This is a genomic window from Pseudomonas sp. (assembly GCF_041601375.1).
Classification (GTDB): Bacteria; Pseudomonadota; Gammaproteobacteria; order Pseudomonadales; family Pseudomonadaceae; genus Aquipseudomonas.
Genome location: NZ_JBFIIG010000026.1, coordinates 17,173 through 35,742, shown reverse-complemented (window position 1 = coordinate 35,742; position 18,570 = coordinate 17,173). Strand labels below are relative to the sequence as shown.

Here is an 18,570-nt window from a genome sequence, read left to right as displayed (position 1 = left end):
GAGCAGGCTCAGCGCTTTTCCGGCCAGGGCATGATCGGGATGGCGGTTACCGCATTCTGCGGGCTGCCTTCGATCACTCGATCGCTGTACACCAGATAGACCAGGGTGTTGCGCTTTTCATCGAAGAAACGCACCACCTGCATGGTCTTGAACACCAGCGAGGTGCGCTCGCGAAACACCTCCTCACCCTCTTCCAGCTCACCCTTGAAGCTGACCGGCCCGACCTGACGGCAGGCGATCGAGGCCTCGGCACGATCCTCGGCCAGCCCCAGGCCACCCTTGACCCCACCGGTCTTGGCGCGCGACAGGTAGCAGGTGACACCCGCCACCTTGGGGTCATCGAAGGCCTCGACCACGATCTTGTCGTTCGGCCCCATCAATTTGAACACCGTGGACACTTCACCTATCTGCTCGGCCGATGCGTACATCGGCAGCACCAACAGCGCACCCAGCAATCCCTTGAGCATTCGCATCACTCCACCCTCAGACCAGAATCAGATTATCCCGATGGATCAACTCGGGCTCATCGACGTAACCGAGCAACCTTTCGATGGCATCCGACGACTGACCGATGATTTTTTGCGCCTCGAGCGCACTGTAATTGGCCAGGCCACGGGCGATTTCACGCCCATCCGGATCGACACAGATCACCATTTCGCCACGCCGGAAGCTCCCCTGGAGCGCCTTGACCCCGACCGGCAACAGACTCTTGCGACCCGTCGCCAGGGCCTTGACCGCCCCCGCATCCAGCACCAGGGTGCCGCGAGTCTGCAGATGCCCGGCCAGCCATTGCTTGCGCGCCGCCAGCAAGCCGCGCTCGGGCGCCAGCAGGGTACCCAGGCGCTCGCCGGCCTTGAGCCGCACCAGCACCTGCTCGATGGCACCACCGACAATCACCGTATGGGCGCCGGAACGCGCCGCCAGCCGCGCCGCGCGCAGCTTGGTCTGCATGCCGCCACGCCCCAGCGCACCGCCCACGCCACTGGCCACGGCATCCAGCGCCGGATCATCGGCGCGCGCCTCGTAGATCAGCTCGGCATCGGGGTTATACCGCGGGTCGGCGGTATACATGCCATCGCGGTCGGTGAGGATCACCAGCAGATCGGCCTCGACCAGATTGGCCACCAGCGCCGCCAGGGTGTCGTTGTCGCCGAAGCGGATCTCGTCGGTGACCACCGTATCGTTCTCGTTGATCACCGGAATCACATCCAGGTCGACCAGGGTGCGCAAGGTGCTGCGCGCGTTGAGGTAGCGCTTGCGATCCGACAGGTCGTCATGGGTCAGGAGAATCTGCGCGGTGCGCCGTGCATGCTCACCGAAACTCGACTCCCAGGCCTGAATCAGCACCATCTGACCAATGGCAGCGGCTGCCTGCAGTTCATGCATGGCCTTCGGCCGCCCGCTCCAGCCGAGGCGACTCATGCCTGCCGCCACCGCACCGGAAGACACCAGCACCAGCTCCACGCCCTGCTCGCGCAACGCCACCATCTGCTCGACCCACACCGCCATGGCCGCACGGTCCAGGCCACGCCCGTCGGCGGTGAGCAATGCACTGCCGATCTTCACTACCCAGCGCCGCGCACTGGTCACCTTGTCACGCATGATCATCCAACCTTAGCCAGAAACCGCCCAACGGAACGGAAGCCACTGCGCTCGCAGCCTCCAATCACTCGCTCAAGACAAGAACGCCGCAATTAAGCGGCGTTCAACAAGTTGCTTAATCCCGGACGTAAATGATTTCCGGGCCATCCTCATCATCTTCCTGATCCCAGAAGCTGTCATCTTCCTCGACATCACCGACAGCCTTGACCCCGGTCCGGCGCAACGCGCGCTTGTCGTCCAGCTTCTGCAACTGAGCGCGCGCCTCATCCTCGATGCGCGTATCCAGCTCGGCCAACTCGGCGGCAAACTCGGGATTCTCCTGAATCCGCTCGGCGCGAGCCTCGAGGAAATCCATGATGTCGTAGCACAGCTGATCGGTGCCCTCGCGCGCCAGGGCGGAAATCACATACACCGGGCCCTGCCAGTCGATCCGCGCAACGATTTCGGCGACTCGCGCCTCCTGCTCTTCGTCGAGAATCTGGTCGGCCTTGTTCAGCACCAGCCAGCGCTCGCGCTCGGCCAGGGAAGGACTGAACTTGGTCAGCTCGTCGACGATGGTGGCCGCCGACTCCGCCGGATCGGTCAGATCCAGTGGCGCCATGTCCACCAGGTGCAACAACAGACGGGTGCGCGCCAGGTGCTTGAGGAAGCGAATGCCCAGACCGGCACCATCCGAGGCACCCTCGATCAGCCCGGGAATGTCGGCAACGACGAAGCTCTTGTAGCGATCGACACTGACCACACCCAGGTTTGGAATCAGGGTGGTGAACGGGTAATCGGCGACTTTCGGCTTGGCCGCGGACACCGAACGGATAAAGGTGCTCTTGCCGGCATTCGGCAAACCGAGCAGCCCGACATCGGCCAACACCTTCAATTCCAGCTTGAGGTCGCGCGCATCGCCCGGCTTGCCCGGCGTGGTCTGCCGCGGAGCCCGGTTGGTGCTGGACTTGAAGCGGGTGTTACCCAGACCATGCCAGCCGCCCTGGGCGACCAGCAGGCGCTGACCGGCCCGAACCAGATCGCCAATCACTTCCTGGGTACCCGCATCGATCACGGTGGTACCAATCGGCACCGGCAGGATCAGATCCTCACCCTTGGCTCCCGTGCAATCAGTACTCCCACCCTTGTCACCATTCGGCGCCTGGAAGCGACGGGTATAGCGGTAGTCCACCAGGGTATTGAGGTTCGCAAAAGCCTCGATATAAATCGAGCCGCCATCACCACCATCGCCACCGTTGGGACCACCGTTTTCGATGAACTTCTCACGGCGGAAGCTCATCATGCCGTTACCACCATCACCGGCCTTTACAGAAATCGATACTTCATCGACGAATTTCATAGGTACGCCTCCCGCAATCAAGCGGGTTATCTAAGAACCGGCTCAACGTCTGCTGCGCGTCGGCCCTGCTGCGTTGAAAGCAGGACTCTAGCTCGCGAGACCTTGAACAGGTTCTAACGAGAAAACCAGGTTCTTGCAAAATTGACCTGCATTCAAATCGAACGCTACGCCCAGGACAGTTTGGCAAGAACCCCAAGAATACAGAAACAAAAAAGCCCCGTCGCAAGGACGGGGCTTTCCCAGCAGTCGCGCGATTAAGCGGCAACGACGCTCACGTAACGGCGGTTGAACGCGCCTTTTACTTCGAACTTGATCACGCCTTCGATTTTCGCGAAGAGGGTGTGATCCTTACCCATGCCGACGCCGTAACCGGCGTGGAACTGGGTGCCGCGCTGACGCACGATGATGTTGCCAGGAATGATCTTCTGGCCGCCATACATCTTCACGCCAAGGCGTTTGGCTTCTGAGTCGCGACCGTTGCGGGTACTACCGCCAGCTTTTTTGTGTGCCATGAGTTCAATACTCCTATAGAGGGATTAGACCGAAACGAATCAGGCCTGAATACCGGTGATTTTGATCTCGGTGTACCACTGACGGTGGCCCTGACGCTTCATATGGTGCTTACGACGGCGGAACTTGATGATGGTGACCTTGTCGTGACGGCCTTGTGCAACGACCTCAGCCACAACCTTGGCACCTTCAACAACTGGAGCGCCGATTTGCACGTCGTCGCCGTTGCCGATCAGCAACACGCGATCGAACGTAATGGCCTCGCCAGTGCCGAGCTCGAGCTTTTCGACCTTGAGGAATTCGCCTTCGGTGACCTTGTATTGCTTGCCACCAGTAACAATCACTGCGTACATGGTAAATCTCCGTTAATCCTGCTCACCCAGCGCTTTATAGAAAGAGTTATTGGCTGGCATGGCTGCTTGGGGCCGGATAAGACACCCTTGCAATTGCGTAAGTCAGGGAAATACCCAGGGGGGAAGTTCAGGGTGCGCGATTCTACGCAAGCCATCGTCACGACGCAAGGCCCTCGAGCACTCGCCTTGACAGCCCCCACCCTGCCCCATAGCATGCCGCGCAACCTTTGAGGAGCACGTGACGCTGATGCAACCCCAGGCTTTCTACCATGTGGTGGCGGATGACTTCACCGCCGTCGACGGCATCATCCGTCAACAACTCGTCTCGCGCGTGCCGCTGGTGGGGAAGATCGGCGACTACATCATCTCCGCCGGCGGCAAACGGCTGCGCCCGCTGCTGGTGCTGCTCAGCGGCAAGGCCCTGGGCCTGCAAGGCGACAACCTGCGCTTGCTCGCCGCCACCATCGAGTTCCTGCATACCGCCACCCTGCTGCACGATGACGTGGTCGACATGTCCGACATGCGCCGCGGCCGCAGCACCGCCAATGCCCAGTGGGGCAACGCTCCCAGCGTACTGGTCGGCGACTTCCTCTATTCACGCTCGTTCGAGATGATGGTCGAACTCGGCTCGATGCCGGTGATGAAAATCCTCTCCCGCGCCACCCGAGTCATCGCCGAGGGCGAAGTGCTGCAACTGTCGAAGATTCGCGACGCCAGCACCAGCGAAGAAACCTACATGGAAGTCATCCGCGGCAAGACCGCGATGCTGTTCGAGGCCTCGACCCACAGCGCGGCAGCCCTGGCCGGCGCCTCGGCCGAACAGACCGAAGCCCTGCGCACCTTTGGCGATAACCTGGGCGTGGCCTTCCAGCTGGTCGACGACCTGCTCGACTACCGCGGCGATGCCACGACCCTGGGCAAGAACGTCGGCGACGACTTGGCCGAGGGCAAGCCGACCCTGCCGCTGATCTACTGCATGCGCGAAGGCACTGCCGAACAGGCTGCCCTGGTACGCCAGGCGATCCAGAAAGGCGGCATCGAGGACCTGGAAAGCATTCGCCATGCCGTGGAAGCCGCTGGCGCCCTGGACTACACCGCCCAGCAAGCCCGCGACTATGCCGAGCGCGCCATCGCCTGCCTGGACGCCCTGCCCGCCGGCGAATACCGCGACGCCCTGATCGAACTGAGCCGCTTCGCCGTCGCCCGCACCCACTGACGCCTGTCGTGACCAGAAAAACCCGTCCCTGCGACGGTTTTTTTGTTGGCTATGCGTGCTGCATGAGAGATAACGCTTATGTAGGAGTGGCTTTAGCCGCGAATTCTTCGCTGCACAGCACAACTTCGCGGCTAAAGCGCAACGCCGCCCGGCCGCTCTTACAGGGGGACGGATACCCATACAACACGTAACCGCTACCTGGCCTTTTTCTTGGCTATGTAACCTGGTAACTGTTGCGAGCACTGCATGCGCGAAGGCCACCTGTGGGAGCGGCTTCAGCCGCGAAATTCGCGGATAAATCCGCTCCCACAAAAGCGCTGCCTCTTTACCAACACATATCTGGGACATAGCCTTTCTGCTGGCCTTGTACCCCGCCATACCCTGCAAACGGGACTCGCGCAGGCGCCATGGTCGCGCGCCATGCGAGAACCTGTCGGCACGCAAACCATTCCCCCCGCCCAGACAGGAGGAGCAATTAAGACTTGCTATTAACGTAATAAGAATTATTCTCATCTAACCACTTGAAGGGAGATGAGTCATGACCTACTTGATCGATGCCTGGCTGGACCGGCCACAGCCTTACCTGCGCATCCTCAATCGCAACACCGGTGAAGTCTGCGCGGTACTGGAAGAACAGGCGCTGGATGAACTGCGGGACCAGGGCGATCTGGACATGCATGAACTGAATTCCACCGAGCCGCTGGTGCTCAAGGAGCTGGTGCGCAACCTGTTTCTTTACTGCTATGCGCGGGCCTTGCGCCCATGATGCAACCGCGCCGAACAGGTTGCTTGGCGCAGCAGCGCCCGGCCGCTCCAGCTAACCTGTACCCGGCCGGACCGCAGCAAGCTGGCTCGCACAAAGGCGGGGCACAACGCCCTGCCTTGTGAGCAGAAAGCCCCGCCCTACAACTCCCCGCGCAGCGCCCGGCCGAACAACCGACTGTACTCGCTCGCGCTAAAACTAATCGGATTGCTCCCCGCCGAGGGGTCGACCTCGGCCATCTGGCCGATCTGGTCGATACGGCTGTCGTCGATGCCGATTTCGCTGAGGCTGTGGGGGATGCCGACTTCGTTGCACAGGTGCAGCACCCAGTCGAGCACGCCGGTGAAGCCCGGCTTGGCCAGGTTGAGGTAGCGGGCCAGGCGTTCCATTTGTGGCTCGATGCGGGTGCGGTTGGCCTGTAACACATAGGGCATCAGCACCGCATTGAGCAGGCCGTGATGGGCGTCGTAGAGCGCGCCTAGGGGATGGGCCAGGGCGTGCATGGCGCCGAGGCCGCGCTGGAAGGCGGTGGCGCCCATGCACGAGGCCACCAGCATGTGCAGGCGCGCCTCGACATCGCTGCCCTTGCTCACCGCGCGCGGCAGGTACTGCTGGACCAGGCGCATGCCTTCCAGGGCGATGCCTTCGGCCATGGGGTGGAACAGCGGCGAGCAGTAGGCTTCGAGGCTGTGCGACAGGGCGTCCATGCCGGTGGCGGCGGTGATCTTCGGCGGCAGGCCAATACTCAGTTGCGGGTCGAGGATGACCAGGGCGGGGAGCATCCGCGGGTGGAAGATGATGCGCTTGATGCGCGCAACGTCGTCGGTGATCACCGAGGCGCGACCGACTTCCGAGCCGGTGCCGGCGGTGGTCGGCACCGCCACCAGCGGCGCCATGCCGGCGACGTCGACGCGGCTGGCGTTGTCGCCGATGTCCTCGAAATCCCACAGTGGACGGTTCTGCCCGACCATCAGGGCGATGGCCTTGCCGGCGTCCAGTGCCGAGCCGCCGCCGAAGGCGATTACCCCGTCGTGGCCGCCGGCCTTGAAGGCGGCGACGCCGTCCATCACGTTCATCCCGGTGGGGTTGCCCTTGATCGCCGAGAACAGCCCGGCCTTGAGACCGTCGTCGCGGCATTGCAGCAGGGCGTGGTCGATCAGCGACAGGGCGGCCAGACCGGGGTCGGTGACCAGCAGCGGCGCACGCATGCCGAGCTCGCGGCAGGCTTGCGGCAACTCGCTGATGCGTCCGGCGCCGACGCGGATCGCGGTCGGGTAGTTCCAGTTCATGCGGTAGTGATTCAGGTCCATGGCGCGCCTCACAGCTGGGTCTTGAAGTGGAAGGATTTAGGCCGGGTCAGGTGCTCGTAGCCGAGGCTCGACAGGCTGCAGCCGCGCCCGGAGTGCCTCACCCCGGTCCAGGCCAGGGCCGGGTCGAGGTAGTCGCAACGGTTGAGGAATACGGTGCCGGCCTCGACCCGCTCGCCCAGGGCCAGGGCGGCGTCGACGTCGCGGCTGAAGATGGCGGCGGTGAGGCCGAACTCGCTGTCATTCATCAGTTGCACGGCCTCCTCGTCGTCCTTGACCTTCTGGATGCCGACCACCGGGCCGAAGGATTCTTCGCTCATCACCCGCATGCCGTGGTAGACGTCGGTCAATACCTGTGGCGCCAGGTAGGCGGAGCCGGGGCGATCGAGGGCGAAGCGGGTCGGGTCGATATGGGCGACCGCGCCCTGGGCCACCGCCTCGCTGACCTGCCGGCGGACGAAATCCGCCGCCTCGGCGCGCACCAGCGGACCGAGGGTGGTTTCCGGATCGTCGGAGCGGCCCAGCTTGTACTGTTTCACCAGTGCCACCGCCTGTTCGACGAAGGCCTCAAACAGCGACTCATGCACGTAGATGCGCTCGATGCCGCAACAGGATTGCCCGGAGTTGAAGAAGGCGCCGTCGATGCAGGTTTCCACCGCGTGGCTGAGGTCGGCGTCGGCACGCACGTAGGCCGGGTCCTTGCCGCCCAGCTCCAGGCCAACGCTGATGAAGCGCCCCGCCGCTGCCCGCTCGACCATGGCGCCGCCCGGCACCGAGCCGGTGAAGGACACATGCTGGATCGCCGGCGCCTTGATCAATTGCTCGGTATCGGCGTGGCTCAGGTGCAGGTACTGGAACACGCCATCGGGCAGGCCGGCCTCGGCGAAGGCCTCGACCATGCGCTCGGCGCACAGCGGGGTCTGCGCCGAGTGCTTGAGCAGCACCGCATTGCCGGCCAGCAGCGCCGGCATCACCGCGTTCACCGCGGTCAGGTAGGGGTAGTTCCAGGGTGCGACGACCAGCGCCACGCCCAGCGGTTCGCGGCGGATGAAGCGGGTGAAGCCGGGCTTGTCCGGCAGGCGGATATCGGCCAGGGCGCTCTCGGCGATATCGGCCATGTGGCTGGCACGCTCGACGAAGCCGCGGATCTCGCCGGCAGCGTAACGGATCGGTCGGCCCATCATCCAGCACAGCTCTTCGGCCAGCTGATCTTCCCTGGCGGCGAAGGCGGCGACGGCCCGGCGGCCGATGGCCACGCGCTCGACCACCGGGGTGTGCTTCCAGGCTTGCTGCGCCCGTTCGGCCTTGGCCAGGGCAGCCTGGATGTCACTGGCCGAGGCCAGCTCGCGCTCGACATACAGCGAGCCGTCGATGGGGGATATGCATTGCAGCTTGCTCATTACTCACTCCGTAGGATGTTGCGATCAACCCGTAGCCCGGATAAACCGCGGCACGCGGTGCAATCCGGGAAGCGTGGCCCAGCCCGTAACCCATGGATTGCCGGTTGTTCAGATGATTTCGAAGTAGCGATCCAGCTCCCAATCGCTGACATGCCGACGGTATTCACGTTCCTCCCATTCGCGGCTGGCGACGAAATGCTCGACGAACGGATCACCGAACAACTCGCGCGCCGCCGTGGAGCCTTTCAGGCGCTGCGCCGCGTCCCACAGGGTGCGCGGCAGGGCCAGCTCCTCGGGGTGCTTGACCGCGTAGGCGTTGCCGGACACCGGCTCGCTCGGTTGCCACTGCTGCATCACGCCGTACAGGCCGGAGCCGATGGCCACGGCGAGGGTCAGGTAGGGATTGCCGTCCGCCGCGCCGAGGCGATATTCCAGGCGCTGCGACTTGTCGCTACCGGGAATCACGCGCAGCGCCGCGGTGCGATTTTCCACGCCCCAGGTGGCGTCGGTCGGCGCCCAGAAGCCGGGGATCAGGCGCCGGTAGCTGTTCACAGTCGGCGCCATCATGCACAGCAACTCGGGCATCAGGCGCTGCTGGCCGGCGAGAAACTGGCGCTGGATCTGGCTCATGTTGTGCGCCTGGCTCGGGTCGTGAAAGACCGACTTGCCGCTGGCGCGGTCGCGCAGGGAGACGTGGATGTGCCCGCTCTGCCCCGGGTACTTGCCCGACCACTTGGCCATGAAGGTGGCCATCAGGCCGTTGCGCTGGGCCAGCACCTTCATGAAGGTCTTGAACAGCGCACCCTTGTCCGCCGCGGCTTCGGCACGGTCATAGGCGATGGCCGCCTCGAGCACGCCGGGACCGGTCTCGGTGTGCAGGCCTTCGATGGGGAAGTCCATCCGCTCGGCCAGCTCGAGAATCTCGTGGTACAGCTCGGCATGCACCGAGTTGCGGATGGTCGAGTAGCCGAACCAGTCCGGGGTGAAGGGCTTGAGGTTGCGATAACCCTTCTCGCGGGCCGACTCCGGGGTTTCATCGAACATGAAGAATTCGTACTCCAGTGCGGCGTACGCGTCGAACCCCATCTCCTGGCAGCGTTGCAGCACCCTGCGCAGGGTGCCGCGCGGGCAGACCTGCTCCGCCGCCTCGGCGAATTCGCAGATGAACAGGAGCATGCCGTTCTCGAAGGGAATGTCGCGGCAGGTATGCGCCAGCACGCGCACTGGCGCGTCCGGGTAGCCGGTATGCCAGCCGGTGTAGCTGGCGTTGTCGTAGAGCTGATCCTTGACGTCCCAGCCCAGCACCACGTCGCAGAAGGCGAAGCCGCTGTCGAGGGCGGAAAAGAACTTGCTGCGGCTCAGGTACTTGCCGCGCATCACCCCGTCATTATCGAACACCCCGACCTTGACGTGACTGAGGCCACGTTCTTCGACGATGCGCTTGGCGTCTTCGCTGGTCTTAACATCCCGCGGATTGAGCATATGCACCCCTGTTTTTTGTTATGGCTCTGTGGCCGTTGCCTGTTGGCCTCGTAGCGCCAGCTATGCCTGCGATTCGCGGCCATCGGACTGGGCGCCTCTGCCGCTTTTATAGAGCTGAAATAACTATTTGTTTCTATATCTATAAATTTAAATATCCGCGAATTCTTGTAGGAGCTGATAACCGTAGGATGGTGCGGGCGGCGATCCGTCGGGCCGCGTAGGATGAGCGCAGCGATACCCATCGAGCGATTTAATACCTGTATCCGGTTGCCGTGGCTGAAATCCATGATGGGTTACGGCGCGTTTGTTCTGCCGGGAGCAGGTCAATTTGCGGGCGCCTAACCTACGCGGCCCCACCTAGGCGGCCCCACCCGTCCTACGGTCTTGACCCTTGAGTGCCCCCCGGTTTGCTGTGCAACAGCACTGCCTCGAAGACGGGCGGCCACTCCTACAGGGCCGGGGCATTGCGTAGATACGCGTTGCCCCAGCCGACGTGGAGCCGGGAACCTGCCGTGGTATGGGCACGCCGGCCTGCCCGCGCCCGTCAGGAGTAGCGATAGGGAGGTCCGGCCTTGGCCATCAGCGCGTTGTACTTCTTGAATATCTCCACCACCTTGGCGCTGCGCGGGCTGGTCTTGGCGATCTCGTCCCAGAATTTGTGTGCCTCGTCTTCGACGGTTTTCCACTCCGCATCGGGAATGGTGGTCAGCTGCAGCTTGCCACCCTCGACCCGCAACTGCGCCTCGCCACCCCAGTACCAGTGCTGGCGATAGTAGTGGGAGCTGTCCATGCACAGCTTGAACAGGGTCTTGAGGTGCTCGGGCACTTCGGCCCACTTCTCCGAGTTGGCGAAGTAGGAGCCGATCCAGGCGCCGGAGATGTTGTTGGTGAGGAAGTACTTGGTCACGTTGGCCCAGCCGACGGTGTAGTCCTCGGTGATGCCCGACCAGGTGATGCCATCCAGTTCGCCGGTCTGCACCGCCACCTCGACGTCCTCCCAGGGCAGGGTCACCGGGATCACGCCGAAACGGGAAAGGAACTTGCCGGCCGTGGGGAAGGTGAAGATGCGCTTGCCCTTGAGGTCGGCCAGGCTCCTGATCGGTTCGACCGTGGCGAAATGGCACGGATCCCAGGCGCCGGCACCGAGCCAGGTGACGCCCTTGACCTCGCCATAGGCCTCCTCCCAGATCTGCCGCAGGCCGTATTTTTCGAACAGCACCGGCACGTCCAGGCTGTAGCGGGTGGCGAAGGGGAAATAGCCGCCGAACACCGAGACGTCCACCGGCGCGGCGATCGAGTCATCGTCGCTCTGCACCGCGTCGATGGTGCCGCGCTGCATGGCGCGGAACAGTTCGCCGGTGGGCACCAGCTGGTCGGCGTAGAACAGCTGGATTTCCATCTGGCCGTTGGCCGCCTGATTGAAGGCATCGATCGAGGGTTTGATCACATGCTCGCCGAGGGCCGGGCCGGCATAGGTCTGCAGGCGCCAGGTGATTTTCTTCGGCTCCTCGGCATAGATGTGCGCCGAGCCCAGGGCCGTGGCGCCTACCGCGCCGGTGGTCACCGCCGCGGTCTTGAGGAAGCTGCGTCTCGTAGTCATGCTGGTATCTCCAATAATGTCGATTCAGATGTCATGCATCAGCACCACTGCGACCCGGCAGGTCGGTGCAACGTTTTCAGGTGGGCAACTCGATCCTCAGGGGTGGCTGTACCCTTCTGGTTCGTATCGACAAGCCAATCGTTATTTACTGCCGTTCCTGAATTCTTGGGTTCAACGTGCGTAGTGCCACTGCGGCAGCCACAGGGCGATCTGCGGAAACACCATCACCAGCACCAGGGCCAGGACCATGACCAGCACGAAGGGCGTGACCGAGACGTAGATGTCGCGCAGCGACACCTCCGGCGGCGCCATGGCGCGCATGAGGAACAGGTTGTAGCCGAAGGGCGGGGTCATGTAGGCGATCTGGCAGGTGATGGTGTAGAGCACGCCGTACCAGATCAGGTCGAAACCGAGGGCGCCGACCAGGGGCACATAGAGCGGCGCGACTATCACCAGCATGGCGGTGTCGTCGAGGAACATGCCCATCAGGATGAACGAAAGCTGCATCATGATGAGGATCTGCCAGGGGCCCAGGTCCAGGCGGTCGATGAAGAAGGACTCGATGGCCTTGACCGCGCCCAGCCCATCGAACACCGCGCCGAAGCACAGGGCGGCGAGGATGATCCACATGAACATGCAACTGATGCCCAGGGTCTTGCGCAGGGTTTCCTCGAACACCCTGGCGTTCAGCCGGCGCTTGACCAGGGCCACCAGGGTGGCGGCCGTGGCGCCCACCGCCGAGCTTTCCACCAGGCTGGTGATGCCCATCAGGAACAGGCCGGTCATGGAGAAGAAGATGAACAAGGGCGCGATACCGGCCCTGAGCAGGCGCAGCTTCTCGCCCCAGCTGATCTGCTCGCGCTCCTCCTCGGGCAAGGCCGGCCCGAGTGCGGGGTTCAGGCGGCAACGGATGACGATGTAGAGGACGAACAGGGTCGCCATCATCAGCCCGGGAAAGACCCCGGCCAGCCACAGTTGGCCCACCGGCTGGCGCGCGATCATGCCGTACAGCACCAGCACCACGCTGGGCGGGATGAGGATGCCCAGCGAACTGCCGGCCTGGATCACTCCGGTGACCATGACCTTGTCGTAGCCACGCCGGAGCAACTCGGGCAGGGCGATGCTGGCGCCGATCGCCATGCCGGCGACGCTCAGGCCGTTCATCGCCGAGATCGCCACCATCAGGGCGATGGTACCGATGGCCAGGCCGCCGTGCAGCGGCCCCATCCAGACGTGGAACATGCGGTAGAGGTCTTCGGCCAAGCCGGACTCGGAGAGCATGTAGCCCATGTAGACGAACAACGGCAGAGTCAGCAGCGGGTACCACTTCATCAACTTCATGGCCGCGCTGAAGGCGATCTCCGAGCCGCCGTCACCCCACAGCCACAGGGCCGCGGCCACCGCGACGAAACCGATGGCGCCGAACACCCGCTTGCCGGTGAGCAGCAGCAACATCATGGTGGAGAACATCAACAGCGCGATGAGTTCGTAACTCATTACAGCGTCTCCCCGCGTGCGCTGGCGAGGTCCTTGAACAAGGTGGCGATCGCCTGCAGCAGCATCAAGGCCACGCCGACGGTCATGATGATCTTGATCGGCGCCATGGGCGGCGACCAGGACGAGTAGCTGGTCTCGCCATACTCGAGGGCATAGAGCGTCGAGGAGACGCCGCCGTAGAGCAGAAAGACCAGGTAGAAAATCAGGAAGCCGATGGTGATGGCATCCATGGTCGCACTGGTGCGCGGCGACCAGCGGCTATAGAACAGGTCCATGCGCACATGGGCATCGAGTTGCATGGAGTAGCCGCCACCCAGAAGGAAGTAGGCGACCATCAGGAACTGCGCGGCTTCCAGGGTCCAGATCGCCGGATCGGCGAAGGTCTTGCTGATGGAGGAATAGAGCAAAACGCCAATCATGGCGAAGATCAGGTACATGGCGAAGCGGCCGATGAGCCGATTCATCGCGTCCACCGCTCGCACGAACACTCGAATGGCCCTAGGCATGCAAATCTCTGCGCATTAGTTGTTATCTGGTCAGACTAGTCGAAGATTCGATAATGCCAACTTGCCTGTACCTGCCGTAGCCCGGGCGTAATCCGGGAAGCGCTGACTCGGATGTAAGCTGGTGCTAATCCGGGCTACCAAACTGTCCAACCCTGTCGCGACCACGGGCTCGCCCTGCCAGGCGCCATTCCTGGAGGGAGCGGCCTCGACCGCGAATGGCGGCGCCAGCATCGGCCACCGAGTCGCCCGGGTTCGCGACCAATGACTAGGCGCCCCCGCCCCTCCTACAGGTTCGCGGCATGCCCCGGAAAAGTGTCCAACCACTCGATTCCTAGCGCGGCTGGCCTACAACCCGGCGTCGTGCAGGCGCCGGGCATGCTCGACGAACAAGCCCACGGGGTCGGCGCCCTTGCCGACCAGGCCGAAGCTCTGGTTGACGATGTCGAAGTGGTCGAGCGGAAAGTCATCACCGATCACCGTTCCCAGGTGCGAGCTGTAGCGACCGACCATGCCGTCACACTGGCCGGCTTCGCGGCGAAAGGTGCGAGCGAACAAGCGGCAGGCCCGGTTCGGCCCGTCGAAGCGGTTGCCGCCACGATCGGTGATACCGGGTTGCAAGGTGCCGGACCAGGAGTAATAGCGCACGCCATTGACCTCGGCGGCGCCCTCGCCGCCCCATGTCTCCGGCAGGCCTTGGGGGAATTGCCGGTTGAAGGCGGCGACACCCTCAGTGGTCAGCGATTGCTGGGCGGCGGCGACATCGATGGGCAGGCGCGGGCCCTTGTAGTCTGTCTCCAGCCAGGCCAGGCAGAACGCCACGACGCGCAACAGCAGCGTCAGCACGCGCTCGCGCAGGCTGCCATGGGGCGCCTTGCGCTGGAGATAGTCGGCCAGCTCCGAGCCATGGTTGGGACCGGCGACCGAGGTCACCGAGGCCACCCACTCGGGCTTCAGCGCGGCGACGTAGCGCGCAGTCAGTGCGCCCTGGCTATGGCCGATCAGGTGCACCTTGGCGGCACCGGTTTCCTTGAGCACCTGGGCGATGCGCTCGAGCAATTGCTCGCCACGCACCTCGCTGGAATTCACCGAGGACACCAGCACCGGAAAGACCCGGGCGCCCTGCCGGCGTAGCGCCGAGACGATGCCGAACCAATAGGAATAGCCGAGCAAACGAATGAAACCGAGCAAGCCCGGCACTAATACCAGGGGGTAACGTGGCGCAGCAGTATTCGACATCAGATCATCCCTGTTTGAACTCTATGGATCGGCAGCGCCAGTAACCTCGGCAAACGCGCAACCTGCGGCCAACCATACGCCAAAGTCGGCGAAAACATGGATAACGCTGCGCCGGCGCCATAATCACCAAGATCGATGGTCACTATCAGGTCGTTCAACTTCTTATTAACAGCCAAGTCCCTAGTATTGCCTCCAATAGCCATTGAGCCCCACCTGGAGGAGCCGATCATGAAAAGCACATTCGTTATCAGCCTGGTTTTGAGCCTGCTCGCCAGCAGCGTCTTCGCCCTGCCGAGCAACAACCCGCCACCGCTGCTCGGTGAAGTGAAAGACAGCCAACAACAGGTCCTGCCGCAGGATCGCCATGTCGCCGAGGGTGGCGCCGGGCGCAGCCCGGAGCAACGCCTGCGCAGCGCGGAAAATGGTTCCGCGCGGACGCCCGGCCAGCAACCTCTGCAGCTCGCCGAAGGCGGCTCCGAGCGTCTGCTGGAACAGCGGCACAACGGCTGATAGCCGCGAGTCAGAGCACCGCAAGCATCCACAACGGCAACGTCAGCGCCGCCAGTACAGTGGAGAGGAATACCGCCGAGCTGACGTTGCGGGTGTCTTCCGGGGTTTTGGCGAAGGCCAGGATATTCACCCCGCTGGGACAGGCAGCCAGCAGCACCAGCACGCTGCGAGCCGCCTCGTTCAGCCCGGGCAACTGGCCACTCAGCCACCAGACCATGGCCGGGAACAGCAGCAGCTTGGCCAACGCCAGCCCCAGCACCGTACGGCTGGGGCGCAGGCGATAACGTGACAGGCTGGCCCCCAGCACGATCAAGGCGCAGGGCAGCGCCGCCTGGGCCAGCCACTCGATCACCCGCCACAGCGGCTCCGGCACCCGCAAGCCGGACAGGTTCAGCAGCGCCCCCAGCAACAAGCCGATAATCATCGGGTTGGCCAGGTTCTTCAGCAGCGCCCAGCCATCGACCCGCTCCCGCCCGCCGAACGCGGCGTAGAAACTGTGCAGGGAAAACAGCGTGAGGCTGTGGAACACCAGGATGGCGAAGACATAGACCAAGCCCTCCGGCCCCATCAGGCTGGTCACCAGGGGAATGCCCACCAATACGTTATTGGAAAAGGCGGCGGTCAACCCCAGCGGCGTAGCCGTGCCGCTCTGCTTGTGGGCGAACAGGTTGACCAGGCCGAACACCAGCAGCACCGGCAGGTAATAGGCCAATAGCAGCATCGGCGACAGACCATCGCCCAGGGAGGCCCTGGCAATGCCGGCGAACAGCAGCGTCGGCATGAACAATTTGAAGGTGATACTGGCCAACCCGGCCGCCGACTCGGCACTCAACCATTGGCGCCAACCCAACAGGTAGCCGAGCACGATCAAGGCGAAGATCGGCAGAATCGCCAGAACAGCCACCATAATTCCAGACACTCCCGAACCACGTGAGCAAACCGCCAACGCTCATTTTGAGGGCGCGCAGCATACCTGCGTGCCTGGAGAATTACGACAGAACGGACGCCAGGCAGCGTAGCAACCTGCAGGAGGTGCGACCCGCGCCGGTAGCGGACAGAAGTCCGCACCATAAGACACAAGCATCGCGTCGGCGCCCCTCCTGCAAAAGCGGTTTCGCCGTTGGGGTAAACACCTCGACTGCGCACCAAAATAAAGCAGCCACCCCGGCCACGCACCAAAACAACCCCGCCTGACACCTCGACTCTGGCCGTCACGCACCGCGCAAGCCGCGACCGGCCTGCGTGCGCAGCGCTTGGCAAGGCCCTTGCTCTATCGCCAACATCATCCCGCCGGAAACTGCCCCCATGCTGGTGATCCATCAACGCATCGCGGCCCAGGAGCACTGGGACGCGGAACTGGAACTGAGCTTCGAGGCCCGCAGCAAAAGCCGCCTGCGCTGCTTCAGCCGCAGCGGCGAAGACGTCGGCCTGTTCCTCGAACGGGGCCAGCCGCCCTTGCATCACGGCGAATGCCTGAGGGCCGAAGATGGCCGCATCGTGCGGGTCTGCGCCCGCGCCGAACGGTTGCTGCACGTCACCTGCGCCAACCCCTTCGAGCTGATGCGCGCGGCCTATCACCTGGGCAACCGCCACGTCGCCCTGCAGTTGGGCGATGGCTGGTTACGCCTGCCCGACGACTACGTGCTCAAAGCCATGCTCGAACAACTGGGCGCCCAGGTCACGCCGATCGAGGCACCCTACCAGCCCGAGCAAGGCGCCTACGGCGGCGGTCACCACCATTCCCACGCCGGCGATGCCGAATTCAGCTACGCGCCACGCCTGCATCAGTTCGGGGCGCGCAAGTGAGCGAGGCCTGGGCACTCCCCGGACTCGCCAGTCTGCAGTTGCCGAATCGCCGGCCGGTTACAGCTCGGAGCGCCTCTTCCCGCTTGGTGCGCCAACTATGAATAAGGCCTGGGCACTACTCAGGTTGGCCAGCCCGCAGTTACCAATTGGCGGCTACAGCTATTCGCAAGGGCTGGAAATGGCGGTCGAACAGGGCCTGGTCGCTTGCCCGGACAGCGCCAAACGCTGGATCGCCGATCAACTCCTGCTCAACCTGGCACGCTTCGAGGCGCCGCTGTTGCTGGCTCACTGCGCGGCCGCAGGCGCCGGCGACTGGGCGACCCTGCAGCATCTCGCCGCCCAGCAACGCTCCAGCCGCGAAACCCGCGAACTGCGCCAGGAAAGCCGGCAGATGGGCTATTCCCTGGCGCAGCTGCTGAGCGGCTTGCCCGAGCTGGACGCAACGGCCCGCACGCTGTTCGCCGAACTGGATGAACCCGGCCTGGCCGTCGCCTGGGCGCTGGCCGCCCGTGCCTGGCAGATCAGCCCACAGGACGCCCTAGCCGCCTGGCTCTGGGGCTGGCTGGAGAATCAATTGGCGGTACTGATGAAGACCCTGCCGCTCGGCCAGCAAGCCGCCCAACGCCTGACCTCGCAGCTGTTGCCCTTGCTCGATCAGGCGCAGCAACACGCCAGCCAACGCAAACCCGAACACTGGGGCAGCGCCGCCTTCGGCCTGACCCTGGCGAGCATGGCGCACGAACGCCAGTACAGCCGCCTGTTCCGCTCTTGATAAGGAAAAACACATGAACAGCCAACCCCTGCGCATCGGCATCGGCGGACCGGTCGGTTCCGGCAAGACCGCCCTGACCCTGGCCCTGTGCCTGGCCCTGCGCGAGCGCTACAACCTCGCGGTGGTGACCAACGACATCTACACCCAGGAGGACGCCCAGTTTCTCGTGCGCAATGAAGCCCTGGCGCCGGAGCGGATCATCGGCGTGGAAACCGGCGGCTGCCCGCACACGGCGATCCGCGAGGACGCCTCGATCAACCTGGAGGCGGTCGACCAGCTCAACCGGCGCTTTCCCGGCCTGGACCTGATCATCGTCGAGTCCGGCGGCGACAACCTATCGGCCACCTTCAGCCCGGAATTGTCCGACCTGACCATCTACGTGATCGACGTCTCGGCCGGCGACAAGCTGCCGCGCAAGGGCGGACCGGGCATCTGCAAATCCGACCTGCTGGTGATCAACAAGATCGACCTGGCACCGCTGGTCGGCGCCTCTCTGGCAGTGATGGAGCGCGACACCCTGAAGATGCGCGGCGACAAACCGTTCGTCTTCAGCAACCAGAAGATCGGCCAGGGCCTGGAGCAGATCATCGCCTTCATCGAACGCCACGGCATGCTCAACGTCGCCTGAAGCCTTTCGTAGGAGCGGGGGCGACACCGAGTCCCCGTTCCTA

At 63.7% G+C, this 18,570-nt stretch carries 19 protein-coding genes; 6 read left to right on the top strand and 13 right to left on the bottom strand.

Annotated elements, in window-relative coordinates:
- Window positions 1-8: 8 nt before the first annotated feature.
- The 5 genes from ABZE94_RS06100 to rplU all read right to left on the bottom strand — a co-directional run bounded on the left by ABZE94_RS06100 (window position 9) and on the right by rplU (window position 3,804).
- Window positions 9-473: a CreA family protein gene (locus ABZE94_RS06100; protein ID WP_372874638.1), complete on the bottom strand. Its 465-nt coding sequence runs from the start codon at window positions 471-473 to the stop codon at window positions 9-11.
- Between the two features lie 10 nt (window positions 474-483).
- Entirely contained in the window at window positions 484-1,602 is a 1,119-nt protein-coding gene (proB, locus tag ABZE94_RS06095; RefSeq protein ID WP_372874637.1) for a glutamate 5-kinase, read from the bottom strand.
- Between the two features lie 115 nt (window positions 1,603-1,717).
- Window positions 1,718-2,941 (bottom strand): Obg family GTPase CgtA, encoded by a 1,224-nt coding sequence (gene cgtA, locus ABZE94_RS06090; protein WP_300655176.1) that lies wholly within the window; start codon window positions 2,939-2,941, stop codon window positions 1,718-1,720.
- Between the two features lie 254 nt (window positions 2,942-3,195).
- Window positions 3,196-3,453 carry a 50S ribosomal protein L27 gene (gene rpmA, locus ABZE94_RS06085; protein ID WP_003176049.1) on the bottom strand — a complete coding sequence of 86 codons (258 nt, stop codon included), beginning with the start codon at window positions 3,451-3,453 and terminating at the stop codon, window positions 3,196-3,198.
- A 39-nt stretch (window positions 3,454-3,492) separates the two neighbouring features.
- On the bottom strand, window positions 3,493-3,804 hold the full coding sequence (gene rplU, locus ABZE94_RS06080; protein WP_372874636.1) for a 50S ribosomal protein L21: 312 nt from the start codon (window positions 3,802-3,804) through the stop codon (window positions 3,493-3,495).
- Between the two features lie 247 nt (window positions 3,805-4,051).
- On the opposite strand from rplU, the gene ABZE94_RS06075 reads away from it, so the two are divergent.
- Both ABZE94_RS06075 and ABZE94_RS06070 read left to right on the top strand, forming a co-directional pair.
- Window positions 4,052-5,020 (top strand): polyprenyl synthetase family protein, encoded by a 969-nt coding sequence (locus tag ABZE94_RS06075; protein WP_372874635.1) that lies wholly within the window; start codon window positions 4,052-4,054, stop codon window positions 5,018-5,020.
- Window positions 5,021-5,558: 538 nt separating this feature from the next.
- Window positions 5,559-5,786, top strand: a complete 228-nt coding sequence (locus ABZE94_RS06070; RefSeq protein WP_372874633.1) for a hypothetical protein — start codon at window positions 5,559-5,561, stop codon at window positions 5,784-5,786.
- Window positions 5,787-5,923: 137 nt separating this feature from the next.
- On the opposite strand, the gene ABZE94_RS06065 is transcribed toward ABZE94_RS06070, so the two are convergent.
- The 7 genes from ABZE94_RS06065 to ABZE94_RS06035 form a co-directional block, all read right to left on the bottom strand.
- Complete coding sequence (locus tag ABZE94_RS06065; protein WP_372874632.1) at window positions 5,924-7,093, bottom strand: iron-containing alcohol dehydrogenase; 1,170 nt, start codon at window positions 7,091-7,093, stop codon at window positions 5,924-5,926.
- A gap of 8 nt (window positions 7,094-7,101) precedes the next feature.
- Entirely contained in the window at window positions 7,102-8,490 is a 1,389-nt protein-coding gene (locus tag ABZE94_RS06060) for an aldehyde dehydrogenase family protein (protein WP_372874631.1), read from the bottom strand.
- A 108-nt stretch (window positions 8,491-8,598) separates the two neighbouring features.
- Window positions 8,599-9,972 carry a glutamine synthetase family protein gene (locus ABZE94_RS06055; RefSeq protein WP_372874630.1) on the bottom strand — a complete coding sequence of 458 codons (1,374 nt, stop codon included), beginning with the start codon at window positions 9,970-9,972 and terminating at the stop codon, window positions 8,599-8,601.
- Between the two features lie 544 nt (window positions 9,973-10,516).
- Complete coding sequence (gene dctP / locus ABZE94_RS06050) at window positions 10,517-11,572, bottom strand: TRAP transporter substrate-binding protein DctP (RefSeq protein WP_372874629.1); 1,056 nt, start codon at window positions 11,570-11,572, stop codon at window positions 10,517-10,519.
- 171 nt (window positions 11,573-11,743) lie between these two features.
- Window positions 11,744-13,069, bottom strand: coding sequence for a TRAP transporter large permease subunit (locus ABZE94_RS06045; RefSeq protein WP_372874628.1), 1,326 nt, complete (start codon window positions 13,067-13,069; stop codon window positions 11,744-11,746).
- Complete coding sequence (locus ABZE94_RS06040; protein ID WP_372874627.1) at window positions 13,069-13,575, bottom strand: TRAP transporter small permease subunit; 507 nt, start codon at window positions 13,573-13,575, stop codon at window positions 13,069-13,071. The genes ABZE94_RS06045 and ABZE94_RS06040 overlap by 1 nt, the downstream gene beginning before the upstream one ends.
- A 345-nt stretch (window positions 13,576-13,920) precedes the next feature.
- A complete protein-coding gene (locus ABZE94_RS06035) occupies window positions 13,921-14,811 on the bottom strand; it encodes an esterase/lipase family protein (RefSeq protein ID WP_372874626.1) in 891 nt (296 codons plus the stop codon).
- 228 nt (window positions 14,812-15,039) lie between these two features.
- On the opposite strand from ABZE94_RS06035, the gene ABZE94_RS06030 reads away from it, so the two are divergent.
- Window positions 15,040-15,321 (top strand): hypothetical protein, encoded by a 282-nt coding sequence (locus ABZE94_RS06030; RefSeq protein ID WP_372874625.1) that lies wholly within the window; start codon window positions 15,040-15,042, stop codon window positions 15,319-15,321.
- Between the two features lie 10 nt (window positions 15,322-15,331).
- Here ABZE94_RS06030 and ABZE94_RS06025 read toward each other — a convergent pair whose 3' ends face one another.
- Window positions 15,332-16,228, bottom strand: a complete 897-nt coding sequence (locus ABZE94_RS06025) for an AEC family transporter (RefSeq protein WP_372874624.1) — start codon at window positions 16,226-16,228, stop codon at window positions 15,332-15,334.
- A gap of 398 nt (window positions 16,229-16,626) precedes the next feature.
- On the opposite strand from ABZE94_RS06025, the gene ureE reads away from it, so the two are divergent.
- The 3 genes from ureE to ureG all read left to right on the top strand — a co-directional run bounded on the left by ureE (window position 16,627) and on the right by ureG (window position 18,527).
- Window positions 16,627-17,127 carry an urease accessory protein UreE gene (ureE, locus tag ABZE94_RS06020; protein WP_372874623.1) on the top strand — a complete coding sequence of 167 codons (501 nt, stop codon included), beginning with the start codon at window positions 16,627-16,629 and terminating at the stop codon, window positions 17,125-17,127.
- A gap of 97 nt (window positions 17,128-17,224) precedes the next feature.
- Window positions 17,225-17,899, top strand: coding sequence for an urease accessory protein UreF (locus tag ABZE94_RS06015; RefSeq protein ID WP_372874622.1), 675 nt, complete (start codon window positions 17,225-17,227; stop codon window positions 17,897-17,899).
- Window positions 17,900-17,912: 13 nt separating this feature from the next.
- Window positions 17,913-18,527: an urease accessory protein UreG gene (gene ureG, locus ABZE94_RS06010; RefSeq protein ID WP_372874621.1), complete on the top strand. Its 615-nt coding sequence runs from the start codon at window positions 17,913-17,915 to the stop codon at window positions 18,525-18,527.
- Window positions 18,528-18,570: the final 43 nt, after the last annotated feature.